Genomic DNA, 23,932 nt, shown 5'->3' on the forward strand with positions numbered 1-23,932 from the left:
GGTGATGGCTCTGACCCTCGTCGGCTTCCAGTCGCCACCACCGCCGCCGCCGCCGCCACTAAGCGCTGCTTACGCCCAGATCGAAGGCGAGTGGACCGTCGACCTTCGCCCGTCGCTTGACGATGCGCCGTACAGCAAGCCGATGGTCCTGCACATCGCGCCGGACAAGGTGGTGACTGGCTCGTTCTATGACAGCGAGATCCTCGCCGGGAAGGCAGGGACCGCGCAGGGCCGTTCGTGCGTGGCGTTTCGCACGACCGATGGCCAGGGTCTCTATCACACGTCCGCGTGTCTCGTGGACGGCAAGATGGTCGGTATGACCTGGGCGGAGGGGCGCAGCTTCGTGCTGCCCTGGACCGCCACGAAGACTTCGGGGAACTGACATGGACTTCATCTCGATCCTGAGCATTTTCGTGCTCGCCTGCTTCGTCGGCTATTATGTCGTCTGGTCGGTCACGCCCGCGCTGCACACCCCGCTGATGGCGGTGACCAACGCGATCTCCTCGGTCATCATCGTCGGCGCGCTGGTTGCGGCGGCGGCGAAAGGCGGGTTCGCGTCGAGCTGGCTCGGCCTTGCCGCGGTGACGATGGCGAGCGTCAACATCTTCGGCGGCTTCGCGGTCACCGCGCGGATGCTGGCGATGTACAAGTCGAAGAAGAAGGGCTGAGGCGATGGAGCATGTTGTCCTGCCCGCCTGGGCGCTGATCGCGTACCTCGCCTCGGGCGTCCTGTTCATCCTCGCGCTGCGCGGGCTGTCCTCGCCGGCGACGAGCCGGGCGGGCAACCGCTATGGCATGATCGGCATGTTCATCGCCGTCGCCACGACCATGGCGACGCAGGCGCCGATCCCCGAAGGCCACTGGTGGCCGCGCCCGACGCCCGAGGACCTCGTGATCCTCGCCAAGATCGTCGCGGCGATCGGGCTCGGTGCGGTGATCGGGATCGTCACCGCGCGCCGGATCGCGATGACCGACATGCCGCAGCTGGTCGCGGCGTTCCACAGCCTCGTCGGCCTCGCCGCGGTGCTGGTCGGCCTTGCCGCCTACCTCAACCCCGAGGCGTTCGGCATCCTCCTGCCGGAAGGCACGATCAACCCGGTTAGCCGGATCGAGATGGGCCTCGGCATCGCCATCGGCGCGATCACCTTCTCCGGCTCGGTCATCGCCTTCGCCAAGCTCAACGGCAACATGAGCGGCTCGCCGATCCTGCTCCCGGCGCGGCACGTCATCAACCTCGGCACGCTCGCGGCGATCGTCGCGCTGACCGCGTACTTCACGCAGGACGAGAGCCTGTGGGTGATCGCGGCGATCACCGTACTGTCCTTCATTATCGGCTTCCTGCTGATCATCCCGATCGGCGGGGCGGACATGCCGGTCGTGGTCTCGATGCTCAACTCGTACTCGGGCTGGGCTGCGGCGGCGATGGGCTTCACGCTTCACAACACCGCGATGATCATCACCGGCGCGCTGGTCGGCTCGTCGGGCGCGATCCTGTCGTACATCATGTGCAAGGCGATGAACCGCAGCTTCATCTCGGTGATCGCGGGCGGCTTCGGTGCGGAGGCTTCGGCCGGCGGCGGCGAGGCCAAGGCGCAGCGCCCGTGGAAGCGCGGCTCGGCCGAGGACGCCTCGTTCATGCTCGAACAGGCCGAAAGCGTCATCATCATTCCGGGCTACGGCATGGCCGTCAGCCAGGCCCAGCACGTGCTGCGCGAGATGGGCGACCAGCTCAAGGCCAAGGGCGTCAGCGTCAAGTACGCGATCCACCCCGTCGCCGGGCGCATGCCGGGGCACATGAACGTGCTGCTCGCCGAAGCCAACGTCCCCTATGACGAGGTGTTCGAGCTGGAGGACATCAACTCCGAGTTCGCCCAGGCCGATGTCGCGTTCATCATCGGCGCGAACGACGTGGTCAATCCGGCGGCCAAGACCGACAAGTCCTCGCCGATCTACGGGATGCCGGTGTTCGACGTGGAGAAGGCCAAGCAGGTGTTCTTCATCAAGCGCTCGATGGGCGGCGTGGGCTATGCCGGCGTCGACAACGACGTGTTCTACATGGACCAGACCCTGATGCTGCTCGGCGACGCCAAGAAGGTCGTCGAAGATATCGTCAAGGCGCTGGGGCACTGAGCAAGCGCTCCGCCTCCTCGCGGCGTCCCCGCGAAGGCGGGGACCTCGTGCCGCAAACGGTCCGCCTGATTGATGGAGGCCCCCGCCTGCGCGGGGGAGCGGTTCTGATGGGAGCGGTGGCAGCCGCCCTGCTCGCCACCGGCTGCGTCGAGAAGCTCGCCAAGGGCCGGGTCAAGTCCGCGCTGGTCGATAGCGGCCTGTCCGAACCCAACGCCGAATGCATGGCGGAGCGGATGACCGACCGCCTGACCATCGGCCAGCTGCGCAAGCTCCAGGCGCTGCAGGGCGACAGGAAGACGCTCCCGCAATACGTCGCCGCGGTCCGCAAGGTCGGCGATGCCGAGGTGATCGCGGTCACGGCCAGCTCGGCGGCGCTGTGCGCGACGGGGCTGGCGGCGGAGAAGAAGTAGGCGCTTGCAATTCCCCTCCCGCTTGCGGGAGGGGGTCAGGGGTGGGCAAGGGTGCCGCCCAGCTTTCTGACAGGCCCACCCCCAGCCCCTCCCGGAAGCGGGAGGGGAGTTCCAGTTGACTTACACCGCTGTCAGTTCATCATCCGAGCCATGAGGATGCCTGCAACCCCCATCGCCATCGGCGCCGCGCTTGCGTTCGCCGGTCCGCTCCATGCCAAAACGATCGAGGTCGCCGCCGGCCCGGACGCCGCCACCAGGCTGCAGGAGGCGCTGATTCTCGCCGAGCCGGGCGACGTCGTGCAGATCGGCGCTGGCCGGATCGAGCTGACCGACGGGCTGTCGCTCGACGCCAACGGGGTGACGGTCAAGGGCGCGGGGCGAGATGCCACGGTGCTCGACTTCACCGGACAGCAGGGCGCGGGCGAAGGGCTGCTCGTCACCTCCGACGACGTCACGCTGGCCGATTTCGCGGTGATCAACCCGCACGGCGACGGGATCAAGTCCAAAGGTGCGGACCGCATCGTCTATCGCCGGGTGCGCGTCGAATGGACCGGCGGGCCGAAGGAGACCAACGGCGCCTACGGCATCTACCCGGTCGAAAGCACCGGCGTGCTGGTCGAGGACGCGGTGGTCCTGGGCGCATCCGACGCCGGAATCTATGTCGGGCAGAGCAAGGACATCACGGTCCGCTATTCCTATGTCTCCGGCAACGTCGCCGGGATCGAGATCGAGAACAGCCGCAACGCCGTGGTCAGCGAAAACCTCGTCACCGGCAACACCGGCGGGATCCTTGTCTTCGACCTGCCCAACCTGCCGGTAATGGGCGGCGGCAACACGCTGATCGAGAAGAACCTCGTCGTCCGCAACAACCAGCCGAACTTCGCGCCCAAGGGCAACATCGTCGCGCAGGTCCGCCGGGGGACGGGCGTGATGATCATGGCCAACGACGGGGTCGAGGTGTCGAACAACCTGCTGGCCGACAACCTGACCTCGCAGGTCATGGTCCTCGCCTATCCCAAGACGTTCGAGGACAAGCGCTACAATCCCTTTCCGCGCAACGTCGTGATCGGCGCGAACACGCTGTCGGGCGGGGCGACCGACCCGCAGCTTCCGGGCAAGGAGCTGCTGCTCGCGGCATTCGGCGGCGCGCTGCCGCCGGTGCTGTGGGACGGGCTCGGCAAGCCGGAGGGAACACTGGCGGTCGATCCCGCGCTGCCGGGCTGGTCGCTCAATCTCAAGGGGCAAGGCGACAGCCCCGACACCGCGCAGCCCGGTCCGCTCACGGTCCCGGCCACCGGCAAGGCGATCGACCGCACCACCGTCGGCGCGCCCGCCGCGCTGCTGGCCCGCGCCGTGCCATGAAGCTCCTCGCTACTGCGGCACTGCTTGCGGCCACCGCCATCGCCAGCGCCGCGATGCCCCCGCCGGCGGTCAACGACGCGGCGGTGACCGGCAGCGCCTTCCCGGCGACGCTGGCCGAGTACGGCTTCTTCAGCGACGCGGCGAAACAGGTGCCGGCGGCGGGCGTTACACCCTATCGCCTCAACACGCCGCTGTGGTCCGACGGGGCGGAGAAGCTGCGCTTCCTCTACCTGCCGCCCGGGACTCAGGCGAAGGGACGGGGAGAGGGGCTGCTCGGCCTCCCGGTCGGCGCGGCGCTGATCAAGACGTTCAAGTTCGGGGACCGCCTGATCGAAACCCGCGTACTGCTCCACCGCGCCGAGGGCTGGGTGGCGCTGCCCTATCGCTGGAACGACGAGCAGACCGAGGCCCGGCTGGCGCTGGCGGGCGGGCGCATGGCGCTGACCACCCCGGCCGGGCAGGCGATCAGCTATGCCATCCCCAACAAGAACCAGTGCAAGGAATGCCACGCGCTGTCGGGCGCGGTCACCCCGATCGGCCCCAAGGCGCGCAACCTTTCGCCCGAGTGGCTGGAGGCGGAGCACAAGGCTGGACGGCTCGACGCGGTGCCCGCCGTGTCCCGCCGCGTCCCCGTCTGGGAGCAGCGCGATCACGCCCCATTGGCGCTGGCCGCGCGCGGATACCTCGAGGCGAACTGCGCGCACTGCCACAACCCGGCGGGATCGGCGTCGAATTCGGGCCTCGACCTGCGCTGGGAACAGGACGATCCGATCAAGCTCGGCGTCCTCAAGCACCCGGTCGCCGCCGGGCGCGGGGCGGGGAACTTCGAGTACGACATCGTGCCGGGCGATCCCGCGCACTCGATCCTGGCATACCGCATGGGCAGCCTCGAAGGCGGGGTCTCTATGCCCGAACTGGGTCGGTCCACCCTCGATCCAGCGGGGCTCGACGTCGTTACCCGGTGGATCGCGGCGATGAAGCGCTAGTTCTTCGCCCCCGGCGTCGCCATCTTGCGGAAGGCGGCGCAGTCATAAGTCTTGCCGTCTTTGGTGACCTTGGGGTCGGTGGCGAAGAAGTTCGGATTGGCCTCGCGCGCCGCATTCAGGAATTCGTCGGAGACGTCGCAGGCGGCCGAGCCGATGATGCCCAGCACCATCGGGTCCTGCGCCGCGGTATCGAGGCCCTGCTTGAGCGCGATGTAGCGCGGGCCCCATTCCGCCGGCTTGCCCATCGCCTCCATGTCACAGGTTCCCAGCTCGAAGCGCATCCCCTCGGGCCGGTAGGCGCATTGCAGGGCGGCGAGCTTCTTCGCATTGCGGGTGTCGCCGACGAGCTGTTCGGTCGTCTCGGCCGGAACCGACTTGGTCAGCGCGGCGAAGAACGCGTCCTCCAGCCGCTGCGCGTTGGGCTGCAGCGCGGCGGCGACCTTGTCGGCGATCCGCGCCTCGTCCCACTGGCTCGCAAGTTCCTCGCCGGCAAAGCCCGATGTCAGGTCGACCGTGGTTTTCGCCATGTCGGCGGCAAGGGCCTCGCCGCTGGCGGAAACCGGCTTGCCCGCCGACATCGCGCCAACCGCCTCGCGCAGCGCCGGCTCGCCGCTGGGCAACGTCTCGCCGCAACCGGCGAGCGCGAACATGGCGATTGCCATCAGGCTGGCGCGCTTCATCGACACGATCTCCCTCAGCCGCCGCGTGGCTGCGGCGGATCCCTCCCGGCGACGACTGCTACCCGCGGTGCGGCAAAACGCAACCGTTCCGGTGCCTGCCGGGTGGACGCCCCGCGCGCCCTCCCGTAATGCCGGGCCCAACAGGGGCCTTCCAAGACATCCCGGGGAGTTCATGACTTTGCGCAAACTCGGCCTGATCGGCGGCATGAGCTGGGTCTCGACCCGCACGTATTACGAGCATCTCAACCGCATCATCCAGCACCGCGTCGGCGGAGCAGCAAGCGCGCCGTTGCTGATCGAAAGCCTCGACTTCAGCGACCTCGTCCGCCTGTCCACGCCCGAGCAGTGGGACCACGCCGCCGCCGTCCTCTCGGACAGCGCGCAGCGGCTGGAGCAGGCCGGGGCGACCGCGCTGGTGATCGGTGCGAACTCGATGCACAAGGTCTATGACAAGGTCGCCGGGGCCGTTTCGATCCCGGTGCTCCACATCGCCGATTGCGTGGGCAAGCGGATGCAGGCGGCGGGCGTGAAGAACGCGGTGCTGCTCGGCACGCGCAACGTCATGCTCGAAAGCTTCTACCGCCAGCGTCTCGTCGCCCACGGGATCACGCTGATGCCGCCAGTCAAGGACAACGTCGAGGAGATCGACCGGATCATCTACGACGAGCTGATGATGGGCAAGGCCACCCGCAGCGCGGAGCGGACCTTCAAGACCCTCATCACCGTGATGAGCCAGGCCGGCGCGCAGGCCGTGGTGCTCGGCTGCACCGAGCTGGAAATGGTCATCGACGTCGATGCCAACGTCCTGCCGATCTACGACGGCACCCGCATCCACGCCGAAGCCGCGGCGGACTGGATCCTGGGGAAATGATCGCGTGCAACGTCGTCCCGGACTTGATCCGGGACCGCTGGCAGCGTTCTCGCGAGCTAGCCGGCCAGCGATCCCGGCGTTCGCCGGGATGACGTTGTCTCCCTACGCCTCCCTTGCCGAACGCTCCCGCGGCCGCGAGTTCGGGCTGGAGCCGAGCGCGGCCCGGGGCCCGCGCAGTGCGTTCCAGCGCGACCGCGACCGGATCGTCCACTCGATCGCGTTCCGCCGCCTGCGCCACAAGACCCAGGTTTTCATCGCTCCCGATGGCGACCACTACCGGGTCCGCCTGACCCACAGCCTCGAAGTCGCCCAGATCGGGCGGGTGATCGCCCGTGCGCTGGGGCTGGACGAGGACCTGACCGAGGCGCTGTGCCTCGCCCACGACATCGGCCATCCGCCGTTCGGCCACGCCGGGGAAGACGCGCTCGAGGCGGCGATGGCGCAGGCCGGCGGGTTCGATCACAACGCCAACACCCTGCGCGTGCTGATGCGGATGGAATCGCCCTATTGCGGGCACGAGGGGCTCAACCTCACCTGGGAGCTGCTCGAGGGCCTCGCCAAGCACAACGGCCCGATCCACGAGCCGAACTGGGCGCTGGCCGAACTCGACGCCGCGTTCCCGCTCCAGCTTGCCCAGTGGCCCTCGCTCGAGGCGCAGGTGGCGGCGGTGGCCGACGATATCGCCTATGACAACCACGACATCGACGACGGCCTGCGCGCCGGGTTCCTGCAGCTCGACGACCTGCTGACGCTCCCCGCGGTCGCCGACCAGTGGCGCCAAATAGAGCGCCGCCATGGCAATGCTCCGCGCGACCGCCTGCTGCGCGAGCTCGTGCGCGGACAGATCGGGCGGATGGTCAACGACGTCATCGCCGAGACGCAGGCGCGGGTGAGAGATGCGGGCGTCGCCTCGGCCGGAGAGGTCCGCTCCGCCGGTCGCCCGCTCGGCGGTTTCAGCGCGGCGATGGCGGCGGAGGAGCGGGTGCTCAAGCAGTTCATGTACCAGCGGCTCTATTACCACCCCGACCAGCTCGCCACGGCGGAGCGGGCGAGGGAGGTGGTGGCCCGCCTGTTCGCCGCCTATGCCGCCGATCCCGCGCAGCTCCCGCCCAGCTGGCGCGAGGCGCTCCCTGGCAGCGAGCCGGGCCGCTCGCGCCACATCGCCGACTTCATCGCGGGGATGACCGACCGCTACGCTGCCGACATGTATGCCCGGCTGTTCGGCGAGGAACCGGAAGGACTTCGCAATGTCTGACCCCATTCACATCGTCCTCGTCGGCGCCACCGGCATGGTCGGCCGGCAGGTCATGGTGCGCAGTGCCGGGCGGCATGACGTCAGGATCGCCGCGCTCGCCCGCCGCGAAGTGCCGCTGCCGCCGGGCGCGCGGATGGAGATGCTCGTCGCCGATCCGGCCAGCTGGCCCGAGGCGATCCGCGCCGCGAAGCCGCAGGTCGTGGTGATCGCGCTCGGCACGACGATCAGGACGGTCGGCGGGGACAAGGCTGCGTTCCGCGCCGTGGACCACGACCTCGTCATGGCCGTGGCGCGCGCGGCGAAGGAGGCGGGGGTGCCGCACCTGATCGCGGTGTCCTCCGTGGGCGCGGCGTCGGGGGCGAAGAACTTCTACCTGTCGGTCAAGGGCGAGACCGAGGATGCGCTGGCCAGGCTGCACTTCGACCGGCTCGACCTGATCCGCCCCGGACTCCTGCTCGGCCGCCGCGAGGGACCGCTGCGCCTCGGCGAGCGGCTGGCAATGCTGGCCAGCCCGCTGTTCTCGCCGCTGCTGATGGGCTCGGCGCGCAAGTACCGTTCGATCCGCGCCGCGACGGTGGCCGACGTGATCCTTGCGCTGGCCGGTGAAAAGGTGCGCGGGCGCTTCATCCATGAGTGGGATTCGATGCAGCGTGTCCTGCGAAAGCGGAATCGCGGGGAATAACGCGTCGGCCACGTTGACTCGCCCATGCTGCGCTGCGAAATCCGGGGCAGCCGCTGACCACGCGGGAGAGTCTGGCCGATTCGCAGGAAACGGCCGGCGCCGAAGGAGCAACCGCCCCGGAATCTCTCAGGCAGCAAGGACCGTGACGGGTCAATAGCGGCACTCTGGAAAGAGCCTTCCTTGAGGAGGCCACCGAAGGGGTAACTGCGGGTTTTCAGGAACTTGCAGGAAAGCTCTCAGGTTCCGTGACAGAGGGGGCGCCGGTAACGGTGCGCTTTTTGCGGGAGCCAGAGTTGTGAGTCAGCAAGACGAAATCGATATCGACCTCGCCGACGAGGAAGTGGAGCTGGGCCCCCAGGTCCTGCCCCTCGACGCCTGGCACCGCGCGCGCGGTGGGCGGATGGTCGAGTTCGCCGGATACTGGATGCCGGTCCAGTATGACGGTGAGGGCGGCGGCATCAAGGCCGAGCATCTCTGGACCCGGACCAGCGCCGGGCTGTTCGACGTCAGCCACATGGGCCAGCTTTATCTGTCGGGCGAAGGCCTCGACGCCGCGGTCGAAGCCGCGCTGCCCATCGACCTGTCAACGCTCGCCGTGGGCAGCGTGCGCTATTCGCTGCTGCTCGACGACAACGGCGGGATCCTCGACGACCTTATGGTCACGCGCTGGGGGACGGGACTCTATCTGGTGGTCAACGGGGCGACCAAGTGGGACGATATCGCGACGCTGCTCGATTACCTGCCCGACGAGATCACCCTCAACCACCTCTCCGACAGCGCCCTGCTGGCGCTTCAGGGCCCCAAGGCGGCGGCCGCGCTGGAGCGCCACGCGCCGGGCGTCTCCTCGCTCACCTTCATGAAGGGCGGGGCATTCAAGCTCGGCGGGATCGACGCCTGGATCAGCCGTTCGGGCTATACCGGCGAGGACGGGTTCGAGATCTCGATCCCGGCGGAGAACGCCGCCGCAATCGCCGAGCTGCTATGCGGCGAGCCGGAGGTCCGGCCGATCGGGCTCGGCGCGCGCGATTCGCTGCGGCTGGAGGCGGGGTTGCCGCTGTATGGCCACGACATGACCCCGGAATTCGAGCCGGTCGAGGCCGGGCTCGCCTTCGGCATCAACAAGCGCCGGCGCGAGCAGGGCGGCTTCCCCGGCGCGGCGCGGATTCAGGGGGCGTTCGCTAGCGGGCCGGCCCGCAAGCGCATCGGCCTCACCCTCGAAGGCCGCCAGGCGGCGCGCGAAGGTGCCGAGGTTTATGCCGGAAACCAGAAGGTTGGCGTCGTGACCTCGGGTGGTTTCTCGCCGTCGCTCGAGCGTCCGATCGCCATGGCCTACGTCGAAGTCGGCCATGCCGCCGACGGCACCGCGCTCGAGATCGACGTGCGCGGCAAGCGCCTCGCCGCGACCGCCGCGCCGATGCCGTTCGTCCCTCACCGCTATCACCGCAAAGGAGCCGCCTGAATGACCCGCTATTTCACGCAGGACCACGAATGGATCGAGGTCGAGGGCGACAGCGCCACCGTGGGCATCACCGCTTATGCGCAGGGCCAGCTCGGCGACATCACCTATGTCGACCTGCCCGAAGAGGGCAAGAGCGTGGCCAAGGGTGACAGCGCCTCGGTGGTCGACTCGGTCAAGGCCGCGTCCGACGTCTACGCGCCGGTTTCGGGCACCGTCACCGCGGTGAACGCGGCGCTGGCCGACGAGCCGGAACTGGTCAACTCGGACCCCGAGGCCGGCGGCTGGCTGTGGCGGATGACGCTGGCCGACGCCGGACAGCTTTCGGGCCTGATGGATGAGGCCGCCTACAAGGACTACGTCGCGGGGCTCTGAGCGTCGTCCCGGGCTTGACCCGGGACCGCTGGCAACCTTGCTCAAACCTCCAGCGATCCCGGGGCAAGCCCGGGATGACGAATGGACAAACGGATGCGCTACCTTCCCCTGACCCAGCCCGACCGCGAGGCGATGCTTGCCGCCGTGGGCGCGGGATCGATCGACGACCTGTTCGTGGACGTACCCGAAGCGGCGCGGCTTTCCGGGCCGATTGCCGGCCTGCCGATGCATGCGAGCGAAATGGCGGTCGAACGCCACATGAGCGCGCTCGCGGCGAAGAACCTGACCGCCGGGGCGGCGCCGTTCTTCCTCGGGGCAGGGGCCTATCGCCACCATGTTCCGGCCAGCGTCGACCACCTGATCCAGCGCGGCGAGTTCCTGACCGCCTACACGCCCTACCAGCCGGAAATCGCGCAAGGCACGTTGCAGGTGCTGTTCGAGTTCCAGACCCAGGTCGCGCGGCTGTTCGGGACCGACGTTGCCAACGCCTCGATGTACGACGGCTCGACCGCGTGCTGGGAAGCGATCGCGATGGCCGGGCGTGTCACGCGGCGCAAGAAGGCGGTGCTGTCGTCGGGCCTGCACCCGCATTATGCCGAAACCGCGAAGACAATGGCCAAGTTCACCGGCGACACGCTGGTCCACGAAGCTCCTGAACTGGTTGCAGGAACCGACTGCAAGTCGCTGATTGCAAAGATCGATTCTGAAACCGGCTGCGTCCTCGTGCAGTATCCTGACGTGCTCGGGCGGATCCCCGATCTCGCCGCGATCGCCGCGGCGGCCCAAGCCAACGGTGCCTTGCTGGTCGCGGTGGTGACCGAGCCGGTGGCGCTCGGCCTCATCGAGAGTCCGGGGGCCCTGGGTGCGGACATCGTGGTAGGCGAGGGCCAGTCGCTCGGCGTCGGACTTCAGTTCGGCGGACCGTACCTCGGCCTCTTCGGCTGCCGCGAGAAGTTCGTGCGGCAGATGCCCGGCCGGCTCTGCGGCGAAACCGTCGACGCCGAAGGGCGGCGCGGCTTCGTCCTCACCCTGTCGACCCGCGAGCAGCATATCCGGCGCGAGAAGGCGACGAGCAATATCTGCACTAATTCGGGACTTTGTGCACTGGCTTTCAGTATCCACCTGACGTTGCTGGGGGGCACGGGACTGGCGCAGATGGCGCGGCTCAGCCACGACAAGGCGCGCAAGACCGCGGCACGGCTGGCTAAGGTGCCGGGCGTCGAGGTGGTGAATGCAAGCTATTTCAACGAGTTCGCCGTGAAACTTCCAGGCGATGCGCGGGAAGCCGTGCGCACGCTCGCCGATCGCGGCGTGCTGGGCGGGGTTTCGCTCGGCCGGCTCTATCCCGGCCACCCCGAACTGGCGAGCGGCCTGCTGGTCGCGGCAAGCGAATGCACGACCGACGAAGACATCGAAGCGCTGGGTGCGGCTCTTGCGGAGGTGCTGGCATGAACGACCTCAATCCCGCCGGCTGGCGTCCCGAGAGGGGCCCCGCGCAGCACCCCGGCCACGAAGCGCCGGAGGTGACCACCTTCACCGGCAACCGCGCGCTGATGCTGGAAGAGCCACTGTTGTTCGAGATCGGCGGCATGGACCGCACCGGCGTCGACTTCGGCGAGGAACCCGGCGCGCCGCTCGAGGGCTTGCCGCTGCGGGCGAAGCTCGACCTGCCCGGCCTGTCCGAGCCGGAGACGGTCCGCCACTACACCCGCCTCAGCCGCCAGAATTATGCAATCGACCTCGGCCTGTTCCCGCTCGGTTCGTGCACGATGAAGCACAACCCGCGGCTCGACGAGAAGGTCGCGCGGATGCCCGGCTTTGCCGACGTCCACCCGCTCGCGCCGCAACAGACGGTGCAGGGAGCGCTCGAGGCGATGAACCAGCTTGCCCACTGGCTGATCGACCTGACCGGGATGCACGGTGTTGCCATGACGCCAAAGGCCGGCGCGCACGGCGAGCTGTGCGGGCTGCTGTGCATTCGCGCGGCGCTGGAAGCGCGCGGCGACCTGCGCGAGGTGATCCTCGTTCCCGAAAGCGCCCACGGCACAAACCCGGCAACCGCCGCGTTCGCCGGCTTCAAGGTCGAGAACATCCCGGCGACCGCGGACGGCCGGGTCGATCTCGCCGCGCTCACGGCCCGATTGGGGCCGGACGTGGCGGGCGTGATGATCACCAACCCCAACACCTGCGGGCTGTTCGAGCGCGACCTGAAGACGATCTCCGACGCGGTCCACGCCGCGGGCGGCTATGTCTATTGCGACGGCGCGAACTTCAACGCGATCGTCGGTCGGGTCCGCCCGGGAGACCTTGGCGTCGATGCGATGCACATCAACCTCCACAAGACCTTCTCGACCCCGCACGGCGGCGGCGGGCCGGGTTCAGGGCCGGTGGTGCTGTCCGCGGCGCTCGCGCCATTCGGCCCGCTGCCGTTCACCGCGAAGCAGGCCGACGGCACGGTCCGGCTGGTCGAGGAAGAGAACGCCGCCGAGGAGGGCCACGCACAGGCGTTCGGGCGGATGTGCGCGTTCCACGGGCAGATGGGCATGTTCACCCGCGCGCTCGCCTATATCCTCAGCCACGGCGCGGACGGCCTGCGCCAGGTGGCCGAGGACGCGGTGCTCAATGCCAACTACGTGCTGCGCTCGCTCGACGACGTGCTCGACGCGCCGTTCGGCGCGGCGGGCCCGTGCATGCACGAAGCGCTGTTCAGCGACGACGGGTTTGCCGAAGGGTTCTCCACGCTCGACCTCGCCAAGGGCCTGATCGACGAGGGCTATCACCCGATGACGGTGTACTTCCCGCTGGTCGTCCACGGGGCGATGCTGGTCGAGCCGACCGAGACCGAGAGCAAGGCGGCGCTCGACCAGTTCATCGGTGCGATGCGCTCGCTGGCGGGCCGGGCGCGGGCAGGCGATGCTCTGCTCAAGACCGCGCCGCACCTCGCCCCGCGGCGGCGGCTTGACGAGACGCTGGCGGCGCGCAAGCCGAAGCTGGTGTGGAAGCCCGAGTAAAGGGGAGCGCTGGGCGATGTGGCAGGGATTGTTCGCGTTCACCAACTGGGTGGCGCTGGCGGGGTGGGCGATCCTCCTCCTGGCGCCGCGCAGGCCCTTGACGCTGAGCATCGCCTTCTATCTGGGCAGCGGCCTGCTTTGCGCGGCTTATGCCGTGATCTTCATCCTGCTTGTGAGCAATTCGGTCGATCCCGGGCAGGTGCCGGGGGCGGCTGCGGCGGATCTCACCGACTATTCGATCGCCGGAATCCGCGCGCTATTCCAGTCTGACGGCGGGATCGTACTCGGGTGGACGCATTATCTGGCGTTCGACCTGTTCACCGGGCTGTGGATCGCCCGCGATGCCGATGCCAAGGAATTCTCGCGGTGGATTCAGGCCCCGTTCCTGGTGGCCACGTTCCTCGCGGGGCCTCTCGGCCTGCTCGGCTGGCTCATGATACGCGAACGGCGCGCACGGGAAACCGCGCGCGCCGCTGGGGAGAAGCGTTTCCGCTTCCGTCGCTGAACGGATCAGTCGATCGCGTCGGCGCCGGCCTGGCCGACCGACTCGATATCCTTGCCGGCACCCTTGACGGTGTTGCAGGCGGAAACGCCCAGCGCGAGGCCGCCGAGAGCGCATGCCATCATGAACTTGCGGATCATCTTGGTTTCCTTTTCCTCAAAGACCTTGCGGCTCACAGGAACCGCATTATTCTCATCGGTATAAAAACGATCCGGAGCGCCGGAAGTTCCGACGGAGATACACTCCGCGGCGACAAAGCGTGCCCGGACAGCGGAGAGTGGATGATGCTGGAGACTGCCGATTTCCTGACCATGGACGATTTCGCCCGCCACTGGGCCGAAACGCGTCCCGACGTCGTGGCAATGGACCAGGACGGGCGCATCACCACGTACGGCGAACTCGAGCCGCTGATGCGCCGGATCGCGACCATGCTGAAGGCCGAAGGGCTGGCGAAGGGCGACCGGATCGCGTGGATCGGCAAGAGCGCCGACCTCTATTTCCAGCTGTTCTTCGCCGCCGCCCGCGTCGGCATCGTGATCGCGCCGATCGGCTGGCGGCTCGCCCCGCCCGAGATGGAATATGTCGTCACCGACGCGGGCGCGAAGATCATCTTCGCAGGCGAGGGCTTCGAGAGCGTGGCGAAGGGGCTGGGCGACAGGCTCGGGGTCAAGGTGATCACCGAGCCGGAAACCCGTGCCCTGATCGCCCGCACCGATCCGGGCGAAATCGAGCCGGCCGGGCCCGACGATGCCGCGCTCCAGCTCTACACCTCGGGCACCACAGGCCACCCCAAGGGCGCGGTGCTGGTCCAGCGCAACCTGTTCGGGCTGCGCCGCGCGGCGATGGAGGCAGACCTGCCGTGGTCGGGCTGGGACGAGGACGAGGCGATCCTCGTGTGCATGCCGGTCGCCCATATCGGCGGCACGGGCCTTGGCCTCATCGCCTTCACCGCCGGGGCCAGGGCGATCATCCAGGCCGAGTTCGATCCGGGCCGCGCACTCGACGCGATCGGGCAGGGGATTACCCGCTTCTTCATCGTCCCCGCCGCGCTGCAGATGGTGATCCAGCACCCCCGGGCGCAGGAGACGGATTTCTCGCGGCTGAAATACGTGATGTACGGTGCCGCGCCGATCCCGCTCGAACTCCTCCGCCAGGCGGTCGAAACCATCCCCAACGCCGGCTTCATGCAGTGTTACGGGATGACCGAGACCACCGGCACGGTGGTGATCCTGCCGCCCGCCGACCACGACCTGTCGGGCAGCGAGCGGATGCGCTCGGCCGGCAAGGCCTGCCCAGGGGTCGAGGTCAAGATCGTCGGACCGGACGGGCAGGAGCTGCCGCGCGGGCAGGTGGGCGAGGTCGTCACCCGCTCGGCTGCGAACATGGTCCATTACTGGAACCTGCCCGAGGCGACCGCGAAGACCCTCAATGACGGCTGGGTCCACACCGGCGATGCCGCCTACATGGATGAGGACGGCTACATCTACATCCAGGACCGCATCAAGGACATGATCATCTCGGGCGGCGAGAACGTCTATCCGGCCGAGGTCGAGAGCGCGATCTATGGCCACCCCGACGTTCTGGAAGTGGCGGTGATCGGCGTGCCGGACGACAAGTGGGGCGAGGCCGTCAAGGCCTGCGTCGTGCCCAGGCCGGGCTGCACCGTCGATCCCGAGAGCGTCATCACCTGGGCCCGCGAGCGGATCGCCGGATTCAAGGCGCCCAAGTCCGTCGACGTCATCCCCGAACTGCCGCGCAATCCGACCGGCAAGATCATGCGCCGCTCGCTGCGCGAGCCGTACTGGGCGGGCAAGGAGCGGCAGGTGAACTGACTCAGTCGCGGGGAAGCGGGGCTTAACTCCCCAGCGCCCCCACCGGCTTTTCCAGCCGCAGGCGGTGTTCGCGCCAGACGATCACGAGCCCCGCGGCGATGATCACCGGACCGCCGATCCAGGTCGCGGCAGGCGGCAACTGATCGAAGACCAGCAGTCCCCACAGCGTCGCCCAGCCGAACTGGCTGTAATCCATCACGATCACGCTGGAGACCGGGCCGAGGCGCAGCGCGGCAGTCAGTGCGACCTGGCCCAGCGCGCCGGTCAGCCCCATAGCGCCGAGCAGCGCCCAGGTGGTTCCATCATGCGCACTGCCCGTCCACCACGCCGGAATTGCCAGAACGACGGTCGATAGCGCGGAAAACCAGAACACCGTCGTCAGCGGATGCTCGGTCCGTCCCAAGTCGCGGACCTGGATCGAAACCAGCGCGACCATAAATGCCGCGCCGACCCCCACCGCAAGGCCGAACAGTGGCAGGTGCGAGCGATCCGGCCCGGCGATGATCAGCACCCCGGCAAAGCCCAGCGCCACCGCCGTCCAGCGGATCCGCCCGACCTTTTCCCTGAGCAGAATCGCGGCCAGAATCACGGCGAAGACCGGCGAGAGAAACCCGAGCACGGTCGCTTCCGCCAGCGGCAGCAGCATGACCACGCCCAGTGTCAGGAACATGCCCGTCGTGCCATAGATGGCGCGGACCACATGGGCCCCGAACCGCTCGGTCTGGAGCAGGTGCTGCTGGCCGGCTGCCGCCAGCCACCCGCCGACCAGGAGAGTGGGGATGGCCTGCCGCCAGAACATCGTCTCGACCAGCGACACCCCGCGGTTGCCGACGACTTTCACCAGCATCAGCATGACAGAGAGGAGGAAGGCCGCGAGCAGGCGGATCGCGAGGGCGAGCATCGGGCGCTGGCGGACTTCCATCTCGCACCGCCATAGGCACAAGCCGCTTGATCGCAAGCCCGCGATCCCTATCTGCGCACGCGATGACCGACGCCATGCTTGCCGGAACCGTGGGCCTGTGCGCCGCACTGCTCGCCGCCACCGCCCGTTGGGCGGACCTCAAGCGCCTGCGTCGCAGCAATCCCGACGCGGTCGGGTTCATGCCGTGGACCGGCATCTTTTTCGTCGCATTGTTCGTCGCGTGCATGACGCTCGGCATCGCCGCGCGGACGTGGTTCGCCGGCTAGCGCACGACCAAGGGCGACGACGGGACTCGCCCGTGCGCCTGTCCGAGGCTATGATGTCGCCGGGCTGGGGTACCGTCGATGGAAATGCAGCAGGTCCGCTATTTCATTGCCGTCGCGCGCACGCTCAACTTCACGCGTGCGGCCGAGCAGTGCAATGTGAGCCAGCCGGCGCTGACCAAGGCCATCCGCCAGCTTGAGGACGAGTTCGGCGGGCAGCTGCTGCGCCGCGAAGGGCGGCTCAGCCACCTGACCGAACTGGGCGAGCGGATGCTGCCGCTGATGACCCAGTGCTATGACAGCGCAATGAATGCCAAGTCGCTGGCAAAAAAGGTCAAGCGGGGCGAAGTCCCGGCGCTGTCCATCGCGGTGTCGGGCACGCTCGACATCGCGCTGCTGCTGGCCCCGCTGCGCGAAATGGAGCGGAGCTTCCCTGGCATCCAGCTCAAGCTGCGCCGCGGCGCCGGCAGCGAGATTGCCGAGTGGCTGCGCAACGGCACGGTCGAACTGGCCTTTGGCGGGCCGCTTGGAGAGAACTGGGACCGGCTCGATTCCTGGCCGATGTTCAGCGAATCATTCGATCTCGTCGTGTCGCCCGACCATGCGCTGGCGCTGCGCAACGACCTCGATCTCGATGTCGAACTGCTGCGCGAAAGCCGCTTCCTTGTCCACAAGCGCCACGATCCGTCCGAAATCCAGTCCTCGCGCATGGAGCAGGCCGGCATTCCGATCGACACCGCGCACGAGGTCGACTGCAACCGCGACCTCGAAGCGCTGGTCGTCGCCGGCTTCGGCATCGCCATCCTCCCGGCGAGCGCGCTGCGGTCGGAACGGGTGCGCCACCTGTCATGCGAATCCCTCGACCTGCGGAGGACGGTGGCGGTCTACAGCGTCGCCGGACGGCAGCGTTCGCGCGAGGGGATTGCGCTGCTCAACCTCGTCCGCTCGGCCGATTGGTCAGCCACGGCCGGCCAGGCGGCGGACGGCCTCGCCGATGTCGTCTAGCTCCATTCGCCGGCGATAGTCGGGATCGACGTGGCGGGTGCGGACGATCCCGTCCTCGTCGAGCACGAAAACCGCAGGGATCGGCAGGACCCAGGCGCTGCCGCCCTGGTAACCGGGCACGTCCCAACCGGCCGCGGCGATCATCGAGGACATCAGCTCGTCGACCCAGATCGCCAGGTTGATCGACAGGGCGTAGCCGGCGTCGACATCGGTCAGGAACGGAAAGCTCGCCCCCGCCTCGGCGCGGAGCGCCTGCGTATGGCTGCGCAGTTCGGCGGAAATGGCGAAAATCCGGGCAGGCGCGACCTCGCCCTCGATTTCGGCCAAGCCTTTCATGTTGAGCCGGCAATAGGGGCACCAGTGACCGCGGTGGAAGGCCAGAATGGCCGGACCGTCTGCAAGGACGTCCTCGAGCGAGACAAGCCGGCCATCGTGATCGGGCATCGTGAACGGCGGCATCGGCTCGCCGACCTGCGGCGCGGAACTGCCTGCCTGCGCCCGTTCGAGCCGGGCGACGAATTCGTCCACCGCTGTTGCAAAGGGCAGGCTGCGTGCCCGAACCTCGTCGGCGATCGCCTTGAGCCGCTGGCCGAGCGGCTGGTCGAGGTTGCGCACCTCGCGGAACCTGTTCTCGAGCGCGGCGACGAGTGGATGGGTCATTCGTGGTTCCCCTCGGGCGCAGATCTTAGCACCGAGTGTCGCGCCCCGCCTATCCCTGTTCGGCCTTCGCGCCCGGCTCGTTACGGTCCGGATCGGCGAGCGGCTTTTCCCGCCCGGTCGCCCGGCGGAACCGCTCATTCCAGCCCCCGTGGAACGAACCCCATTCCCAGATCGCAATCACCGCCAGGCATGCGCTCGTCACTGCCACGAAGACCAGCGTCAGGGGCGCCTCGGCCCAGGCCCACGCGCCGACCGCGAGCAGCACCAGGCTTCCGACCGAATGCGACAGCGGGAAGTTGCCGCGAGGCGAGGAGAAGCGCTTGAACGCGCCGGCGCCGACCAGGTACGTCGTCAGCCCGCCGGTCTGCATCAGCACCAGCTCGCGCGGCGCGGGGCCTCCGGGATGGTCGAGCAACATCGCGTCCGCCACGGCCGACAGGACGATCCCGGCCACGATGGGCATGTGCAGGTAGGTGTAGGCGTTGCGCGCGACCTTGCCCGGTTGATCGTGCCCTTCGATATGCCGCGAACCGCGCTCCGCCCCCACGTCGAAATAGAGCCACCACATCATCACCGACGAGAGGAACGCGAGCAGGAACGCCGAAATGCGCGGCGGCGTCATCGGCTCGCCGGCAAAGACCGCGCCGGTGACGATGATCCCTTCGCCCAGCGCGATGATGATGAACAGCGCGCAGCGTTCGGCCATGTGGCTGCCCGAGATCGTCCAGTCGGCCGGAGTGGACAGGCCCAGGAACGGGGTGCGAAAACCCAGCACCGGGCCAAGGTATTCGATGGTGACGCCAAGACCCCACCAGCCGATCCGCACCGCCGGATCGTCCTGCAGGGCGCCGGTGACCCAGCAGGCGCCGGAAACGACGAACCAGCAGGCGATCCGCACCATGCTCATGCCGCCCTTGCGGTCGTCGCGGCGCATGGCCCAAGCCATGAACACGCTGCGGCCGAGCTGCGCGGAGAGATAGGCGACCACGAACAGCATCCCGTTCGCGCCGAACGCATCGGGGATCGCCACCGCCATGACCATGCCGAGCAGCATCGCCACCAGCAGCATCAGCCGCACCGGCAGCTTTTCGGGATCGGCCCAGTTGGCGGCCCAGGTCGTGTACATCCACGCCCACCACACCGCGAGGAACAGGATCACGCCCTCGAAAAACCCGGCGAGGTCGAGGTGCTTCAGCACGAAGTGCGAAAGCTGGGTGATCGCGAAGACATACACGAGGTCGAAGAACAGCTCGAGGTAGGTCACCGGAGCGTGCCCGCCGCGATGGTTGCGCAGCAGCGAAGGCGGCGCGGCAGGCTCCGGTCCGTTCGCCATCAGCCGCCGGTCCGGGCGAGAAATTCCTCGATTGCCGCGTTGACCATCTGCGGTTGTTCCCACTGCACGAAGTGGCCGCTGTCCGGGACCTTGACCACCGTCAGGTCGCGGATCGAATCTTCCAGCCCGTCGAGGTTTTCCGGGGGCAGGGCGATGTCGTCCATCGCCCAGACCACCAGCGTCGGGATGTCTAGCGGCGGGATCGCCGGCGGCGTGTAGCTTGCCGGGATCTCGAATGGCGCGTCCATCGCCGGGATCTCGAGCGGGCTGCCGCGGTACCAGTTGAGCATCGCGATGGCGGCATCGGGGTTCATGTATTCGGCGAGAAGCTGCTCGTGGTCATCGGGCAGTGTTTTCAGGACGGTGCCTTCGCCGAAGCCCTTGGCGAGGATCGCGGCGAGGCCGAACTGGCGGACCATCGCGTCGTTATCGGTATCGCGGAACACCCGCATGTACTGGCTCGCCGCGCGCTGGACGGGGTTGGTGTAGAGCAGCTTCTGGAACAGCACCGGGTGCGGGGCATTGCAGATCACCGCGCGCGGCACGCGGGTTTTCTGGCCAAGCAACGCCACCCCCCAGGCGATCGCGCCGCCCCAGTCGTGGCCGATCACCGTGAACTGCGCCAGCCCCAGCGCGTCGGCGAGCTGGAACACGTCGCCGATCAGCTTGTCAGGCGTGTAGTTCGGGACGCCCTCGGGCTTCGAGGAATGACGGTAGCCGCGCTGGTCGGGCGCGATGCAGCGATAACGGTCCGAAAACTGCGCGATCTGATGCCGCCAGGTGCGGTGCGAGTCCGGGAAGCCGTGGAGGAACACCAGCGCCGGCGCATCGCGCGGGCCGGTGTCGACGACATCGAGCTCGATCCCGTTGCCGAGGGTGATGCGGTTCTGTTCCATGCTCATTCCCTGGTCGCTCCGAGCTGCGCGGCATAGCCATTGGCCATCAGCGCCTCGAACTGGTCATAGATGGCCTCGGGCGTGCGGGTCGCTTCGGCAAGCTGCCGCTCGACCCCTTCGGCGACCACGATCTCCCGCTCGCCCGCCAGCATCGCGGCGATCATCTGCCGCGCGGCCTGGTCAGGATCGAGCCCGTTGTCGATGGCCTTGTCGCTGAATCCGCGTGGCTGCCCGGTCGCGCCGAGCGCATTACGCGAAACCTCGGTGCGGACGGAACCGGGAAGGATGACATGGACCGAGATCCCGCTCGCGGCCACCTCCGCCCGGACCGAGCCCGCATAGCCGACCAGCCCGAACTTGGCCGCGCTGTACGCGGACCGCAGCGGCGAGCCGACCTTGCCGGCGACGCTGGATATCATCGCCAGCCGACCCGAGCCGCGCGCCGCCATTTTCGGGAGCACCGCCTGGGTCAGCGCGATCGGCGCGAGCAGGTCGACCGCCACGATCCTGTCATAAACGCTGAAGTCGGTCTCCACCGCGAGAGAGCGCTGCGAGATCCCGGCATTGTTGACGAGGCAGTCGATCCCGCCGGCCCAGTCCCAGGCCTTGTCGGAGATGGCGGGCAGGGCGGCATAATCGGTCGCCTCGAACGGCAGGACCAGCGTGTCGGCCGCACCCTTGGCCACCTCCGCCAGCGCCGCCTCGTTGCGGCCCGACAGGATCAGCCGCGCACCATCTGCCGCCAACTGCCGTGCCAGCGCTGCGCCGATGCCTGATGACGCGCCGGTGATCCACACCGCCTGACCCGCAAAGCTTGCCATTCCTGCTCTCCCGCCTGCTTATACTTACGGGTAGCTTACCGTGGTCGGCTGCGATGGCAACGGGATGAATTCGGGATCGCCGGGGACGGGCGGGAAGCGGCCCTGGACCCAGTCGTCCTTGGCCGCGGCGATCCGGTCGCGCGAGGAGTGGACGAAGTTCCACCACACGTGGCGCGGCGTCGAAAACGCCTCGCCGCCCAGCAGCATCACGCGGCCGCCGGACGACGACGACAGCATCAACTTCGCGCCGGGCTTCAGCACCACCAGCTCGAACAGGCTCAGGGGCTGGCCGGCCACCTCCGCCTCGCCGCCGACCAGCATGACCGCGCGCTCGTCAGCATCGTCGTCGAGCGGGATCGAGCCGCCCCGACCCAGGACGATTTCGGCATAGATGGTCGCGGCGTGCTGCGTCGTCGGCGCGGTCTCGCCCCACAGGCTGCCCATGATGACGCGGGCGCAGCTGTCGCCGTCCACGATCTGCGGGAGGTCGGTCACCGCCTCGAACGCGGGGTCGATGTCTTCCTGCCCGTCGGGCAGCGCGAGCCAGGTCTGCATGCCATAAAGGCGCCCGGACCCGTCCTGCTCGCTCTTCGGGCTGCGCTCGGAATGGACGATGCCGCGCCCGGCGGTCATCAGGTTGACCTGGCCGGGCCGAATCGTGGCGAAGCTGCCAAGGCTGTCGTGGTGATCGATCGCCCCTTCGAACAGCCAGGTCACCGTGGCGAGGCCGATGTGCGGGTGCGGGCGCACGCCCATCCCGCCGCCGACGCCGAGATCGGCCGGGCCGAACTGGTCGACGAAAATGAACGGGCCGACCATCGTCCGCTGCCGCGCGGGCAGGGCGCGCCGCACCTGGAACGCGCCGAGGTCGTGGCTGACGGGCACGATGCGCTGGACGATGTCGATCATGTGAGGGGCTCCCGGTCGAGCAGGTTCAGGATTTCCGGCGGGAACACCGGTTCGTGCCAGCTCGCCAGCTCAACCCGGGTGAACCAGCGATGTTCCTGCATGATCCGCCGCTCGAGCGCGGTGTGGCGCGAGGTGTCGAGTTCGAACGCCGGGACGCGCACGCGGAAATAACGCTCGTCGGCGATCACCTTCTCGCCCTCGGCGGTGACGAAGCGGTTGCCGCGCTCCGCGATGATCGGGCCGCAGTCGGCGACCATGCCGGTTTCCTCGTGAAGCTCGCGCCGCGCCGCCTCGTGCCAGTCCTCGTCGGGATCGCACTCGCCGCCCACGGTCGCCCAGAACGGGCGGCGGCCATCGAAGGTGAAGCGGAACAGCAGCAGGCGGTCGTCGGGATCGAGCACCAGCACCCGCGCCGCCCGGCGCACGCGCAGCGGCTGCTCCGTCACCTCACTCACCGGGGGCACGCGCCCTGATCGCCAGGGCGTGGACCCGCTGGCCGGGAATGTCGCCAAGCGCGCCGAGCACCAGACGCTGGCGGGCGAGGCGCGACTGGCCGGCGAAGGCGGCGCTCTCGATCTCCACGGTGAAGTGCGATTCGCCGCTCCCGTCGTCGCCCATGTGGCCGCTGTGCTGCGCGCTGTCGTTCTGGACGACGAGCCGCGTCGGCGCGAACGCGGATTCGAGGAGTTGGCGGATTTCGGCGGCGATCGGTCCTGTCATGGGTTTTCTTCTAGCGCCTCAATCGCCAAATGGCACGGGTGAAGCACGCCAAACCTCATGATCGATTCCATGGCCGGGTGAGCGGGGCCGGCCAGCGCTGCCAGCGCCCGGGCTGTCCCGAAGCGGGCGAGTTCCGCGCCCCCGGCGAACGTACCCCCGGCTTTGACGGGCCCGGCGACTATCGCTGGTTCTGCCTTGACCACGTACGCGAGTTCAACGCCGGCTACGACTGGTTCAAGGGCATGACACCGGACGAGATCCTCCGCGCCCAGTCGCCGCTCGCCGGCTGGGACACCCACGTTCGCGCCTTCCGCCCCGACGCCGGCATCGACGCCGCGCCGCGCTGGGCCGACTATGCCGACCCGCTCGAGGCGATCCAGGCGCGGGCGCGGGCGCGCAAGGCGGACCTCGCCGGGCAAGCCGACGCGGTCCGGCGCGGGCTCTCCCCTGACGAGCGCTGCGCCTACGAGACGCTGGGGCTCGGCTTCGATGCCGACCGCAAGATGCTCCGCAGCCGCTATTCGCTGCTCGTCCGCAAGTACCACCCGGACCGCAACGGCGGCGATCGCAGTCACGAGGGCCGGCTCCAGGCGGTGGTCGAGGCGTACAACCGGCTGAAGACGACGGCGGCGTTCGCGTAAGGCTGCGGCGGATCGGGTTCGCGCAAAGGCGCGAAGGAAGAAGGGAGGCGCAAAGGTGTTGCGCCGGCCTCCCTCGTCATCCCGGCCTTGATCCGGGATCCCGCGCTTCGCGCTGAGTCTCTGAAAAGAAAATAGGGTTCACGCGGAGACGCGGAGACGCGGAGATGCAGCGCCACCGGCGAAGCCGGCTTCCCGCTCACACCTCGCGCT

The 23,932-nt window shown here is 68.4% G+C and carries 28 protein-coding genes and 2 riboswitches; of the genes, 18 read left to right on the plus strand and 10 right to left on the minus strand.

What is annotated here, in order from left to right:
* The first annotated feature begins 4 nt into the window (after positions 1-4).
* From AC3WLD_RS09515 to AC3WLD_RS09540, 6 genes are all read left to right on the plus strand, one after another.
* The gene (locus tag AC3WLD_RS09515) at positions 5-382 is read left to right on the plus strand and encodes a hypothetical protein (protein WP_492556711.1); all 378 of its coding nucleotides are present in this window, start codon (positions 5-7) and stop codon (positions 380-382) included.
* A gap of 1 nt (position 383) precedes the next feature.
* Positions 384-668, plus strand: coding sequence for a proton-translocating transhydrogenase family protein (locus AC3WLD_RS09520; protein ID WP_492556712.1), 285 nt, complete (start codon positions 384-386; stop codon positions 666-668).
* Between the two features lie 4 nt (positions 669-672).
* Positions 673-2,130, plus strand: a complete 1,458-nt coding sequence (locus AC3WLD_RS09525; RefSeq protein ID WP_492556713.1) for an NAD(P)(+) transhydrogenase (Re/Si-specific) subunit beta — start codon at positions 673-675, stop codon at positions 2,128-2,130.
* A 107-nt stretch (positions 2,131-2,237) separates the two neighbouring features.
* Positions 2,238-2,540 (plus strand): hypothetical protein, encoded by a 303-nt coding sequence (locus tag AC3WLD_RS09530; protein ID WP_492556714.1) that lies wholly within the window; start codon positions 2,238-2,240, stop codon positions 2,538-2,540.
* Between the two features lie 150 nt (positions 2,541-2,690).
* Entirely contained in the window at positions 2,691-3,902 is a 1,212-nt protein-coding gene (locus AC3WLD_RS09535; protein WP_492556715.1) for a parallel beta-helix domain-containing protein, read from the plus strand.
* Positions 3,899-4,888, plus strand: a complete 990-nt coding sequence (locus AC3WLD_RS09540; RefSeq protein WP_492556716.1) for an SO2930 family diheme c-type cytochrome — start codon at positions 3,899-3,901, stop codon at positions 4,886-4,888. The genes AC3WLD_RS09535 and AC3WLD_RS09540 overlap by 4 nt, the downstream gene beginning before the upstream one ends.
* On the opposite strand, the gene AC3WLD_RS09545 is transcribed toward AC3WLD_RS09540, so the two are convergent.
* A complete protein-coding gene (locus AC3WLD_RS09545; protein WP_492556717.1) occupies positions 4,885-5,568 on the minus strand; it encodes a hypothetical protein in 684 nt (227 codons plus the stop codon). The two genes, AC3WLD_RS09540 and AC3WLD_RS09545, sit on opposite strands and share 4 nt — an antisense overlap.
* A gap of 172 nt (positions 5,569-5,740) precedes the next feature.
* On the opposite strand from AC3WLD_RS09545, the gene AC3WLD_RS09550 reads away from it, so the two are divergent.
* From AC3WLD_RS09550 to AC3WLD_RS09585, 8 genes are all read left to right on the plus strand, one after another.
* On the plus strand, positions 5,741-6,439 hold the full coding sequence (locus tag AC3WLD_RS09550) for an aspartate/glutamate racemase family protein (protein WP_492556718.1): 699 nt from the start codon (positions 5,741-5,743) through the stop codon (positions 6,437-6,439).
* Between the two features lie 88 nt (positions 6,440-6,527).
* Positions 6,528-7,694: a deoxyguanosinetriphosphate triphosphohydrolase gene (locus AC3WLD_RS09555; protein ID WP_492556719.1), complete on the plus strand. Its 1,167-nt coding sequence runs from the start codon at positions 6,528-6,530 to the stop codon at positions 7,692-7,694.
* Positions 7,687-8,376 carry an NAD(P)H-binding protein gene (locus tag AC3WLD_RS09560; protein ID WP_492556720.1) on the plus strand — a complete coding sequence of 230 codons (690 nt, stop codon included), beginning with the start codon at positions 7,687-7,689 and terminating at the stop codon, positions 8,374-8,376. Before AC3WLD_RS09555 ends, AC3WLD_RS09560 begins: the two co-directional genes overlap by 8 nt.
* A 52-nt stretch (positions 8,377-8,428) precedes the next feature.
* A riboswitch (glycine riboswitch) is annotated at positions 8,429-8,529 on the plus strand.
* 1 nt (position 8,530) lies between these two features.
* Positions 8,531-8,638: riboswitch (glycine riboswitch) on the plus strand.
* Positions 8,639-8,671: 33 nt separating this feature from the next.
* Complete coding sequence (gene gcvT, locus AC3WLD_RS09565) at positions 8,672-9,835, plus strand: glycine cleavage system aminomethyltransferase GcvT (RefSeq protein WP_492556721.1); 1,164 nt, start codon at positions 8,672-8,674, stop codon at positions 9,833-9,835.
* Positions 9,836-10,207 carry a glycine cleavage system protein GcvH gene (gene gcvH, locus AC3WLD_RS09570; RefSeq protein WP_492556722.1) on the plus strand — a complete coding sequence of 124 codons (372 nt, stop codon included), beginning with the start codon at positions 9,836-9,838 and terminating at the stop codon, positions 10,205-10,207.
* 93 nt (positions 10,208-10,300) lie between these two features.
* Positions 10,301-11,659, plus strand: a complete 1,359-nt coding sequence (gene gcvPA / locus AC3WLD_RS09575; protein ID WP_492556723.1) for an aminomethyl-transferring glycine dehydrogenase subunit GcvPA — start codon at positions 10,301-10,303, stop codon at positions 11,657-11,659.
* Positions 11,656-13,218 (plus strand): aminomethyl-transferring glycine dehydrogenase subunit GcvPB, encoded by a 1,563-nt coding sequence (gene gcvPB / locus AC3WLD_RS09580; protein ID WP_492556724.1) that lies wholly within the window; start codon positions 11,656-11,658, stop codon positions 13,216-13,218. The genes gcvPA and gcvPB overlap by 4 nt, the downstream gene beginning before the upstream one ends.
* 16 nt (positions 13,219-13,234) lie before the next feature.
* Positions 13,235-13,723: an ABA4-like family protein gene (locus AC3WLD_RS09585; RefSeq protein ID WP_492556725.1), complete on the plus strand. Its 489-nt coding sequence runs from the start codon at positions 13,235-13,237 to the stop codon at positions 13,721-13,723.
* Between the two features lie 5 nt (positions 13,724-13,728).
* Here AC3WLD_RS09585 and AC3WLD_RS09590 read toward each other — a convergent pair whose 3' ends face one another.
* On the minus strand, positions 13,729-13,860 hold the full coding sequence (locus AC3WLD_RS09590; RefSeq protein ID WP_492556745.1) for an entericidin A/B family lipoprotein: 132 nt from the start codon (positions 13,858-13,860) through the stop codon (positions 13,729-13,731).
* Between the two features lie 171 nt (positions 13,861-14,031).
* On the opposite strand from AC3WLD_RS09590, the gene AC3WLD_RS09595 reads away from it, so the two are divergent.
* Positions 14,032-15,552, plus strand: coding sequence for a fatty acid--CoA ligase (locus AC3WLD_RS09595; RefSeq protein ID WP_492556726.1), 1,521 nt, complete (start codon positions 14,032-14,034; stop codon positions 15,550-15,552).
* A gap of 22 nt (positions 15,553-15,574) precedes the next feature.
* Here the strand turns inward: AC3WLD_RS09595 and AC3WLD_RS09600 are convergent, their stop codons facing one another.
* Positions 15,575-16,474, minus strand: a complete 900-nt coding sequence (locus tag AC3WLD_RS09600; RefSeq protein ID WP_492556727.1) for a DMT family transporter — start codon at positions 16,472-16,474, stop codon at positions 15,575-15,577.
* A gap of 62 nt (positions 16,475-16,536) precedes the next feature.
* On the opposite strand from AC3WLD_RS09600, the gene AC3WLD_RS09605 reads away from it, so the two are divergent.
* Entirely contained in the window at positions 16,537-16,740 is a 204-nt protein-coding gene (locus AC3WLD_RS09605; protein ID WP_492556728.1) for a hypothetical protein, read from the plus strand.
* A 78-nt stretch (positions 16,741-16,818) separates the two neighbouring features.
* Positions 16,819-17,742, plus strand: a complete 924-nt coding sequence (locus AC3WLD_RS09610; RefSeq protein WP_492556729.1) for a LysR family transcriptional regulator — start codon at positions 16,819-16,821, stop codon at positions 17,740-17,742.
* On the opposite strand, the gene AC3WLD_RS09615 is transcribed toward AC3WLD_RS09610, so the two are convergent.
* The 7 genes from AC3WLD_RS09615 to AC3WLD_RS09645 are packed head-to-tail and all read right to left on the minus strand — an operon-like array spanning position 17,695 to position 23,081.
* Positions 17,695-18,402, minus strand: a complete 708-nt coding sequence (locus AC3WLD_RS09615) for a peroxiredoxin-like family protein (RefSeq protein ID WP_492556730.1) — start codon at positions 18,400-18,402, stop codon at positions 17,695-17,697. The genes AC3WLD_RS09610 and AC3WLD_RS09615 overlap by 48 nt on opposite strands.
* Positions 18,403-18,451: 49 nt before the next feature.
* Entirely contained in the window at positions 18,452-19,735 is a 1,284-nt protein-coding gene (locus AC3WLD_RS09620; protein WP_492556731.1) for a low temperature requirement protein A, read from the minus strand.
* Positions 19,735-20,637: an alpha/beta fold hydrolase gene (locus AC3WLD_RS09625; RefSeq protein WP_492556732.1), complete on the minus strand. Its 903-nt coding sequence runs from the start codon at positions 20,635-20,637 to the stop codon at positions 19,735-19,737. Before AC3WLD_RS09625 ends, AC3WLD_RS09620 begins: the two co-directional genes overlap by 1 nt.
* On the minus strand, positions 20,634-21,452 hold the full coding sequence (locus AC3WLD_RS09630) for an SDR family NAD(P)-dependent oxidoreductase (protein ID WP_492556733.1): 819 nt from the start codon (positions 21,450-21,452) through the stop codon (positions 20,634-20,636). Before AC3WLD_RS09630 ends, AC3WLD_RS09625 begins: the two co-directional genes overlap by 4 nt.
* A 24-nt stretch (positions 21,453-21,476) precedes the next feature.
* Positions 21,477-22,361, minus strand: a complete 885-nt coding sequence (locus AC3WLD_RS09635) for a pirin family protein (RefSeq protein ID WP_492556734.1) — start codon at positions 22,359-22,361, stop codon at positions 21,477-21,479.
* On the minus strand, positions 22,358-22,816 hold the full coding sequence (locus AC3WLD_RS09640) for an NUDIX hydrolase (RefSeq protein ID WP_492556735.1): 459 nt from the start codon (positions 22,814-22,816) through the stop codon (positions 22,358-22,360). The genes AC3WLD_RS09635 and AC3WLD_RS09640 overlap by 4 nt, the downstream gene beginning before the upstream one ends.
* On the minus strand, positions 22,809-23,081 hold the full coding sequence (locus AC3WLD_RS09645) for a BolA family protein (protein WP_492556736.1): 273 nt from the start codon (positions 23,079-23,081) through the stop codon (positions 22,809-22,811). Before AC3WLD_RS09645 ends, AC3WLD_RS09640 begins: the two co-directional genes overlap by 8 nt.
* A gap of 29 nt (positions 23,082-23,110) precedes the next feature.
* On the opposite strand from AC3WLD_RS09645, the gene AC3WLD_RS09650 reads away from it, so the two are divergent.
* Positions 23,111-23,722 carry a J domain-containing protein gene (locus tag AC3WLD_RS09650; protein ID WP_492556737.1) on the plus strand — a complete coding sequence of 204 codons (612 nt, stop codon included), beginning with the start codon at positions 23,111-23,113 and terminating at the stop codon, positions 23,720-23,722.
* Positions 23,723-23,932 lie beyond the last annotated feature (210 nt).

The organism is Novosphingobium sp. FW305-C-111, from assembly GCF_058783565.1.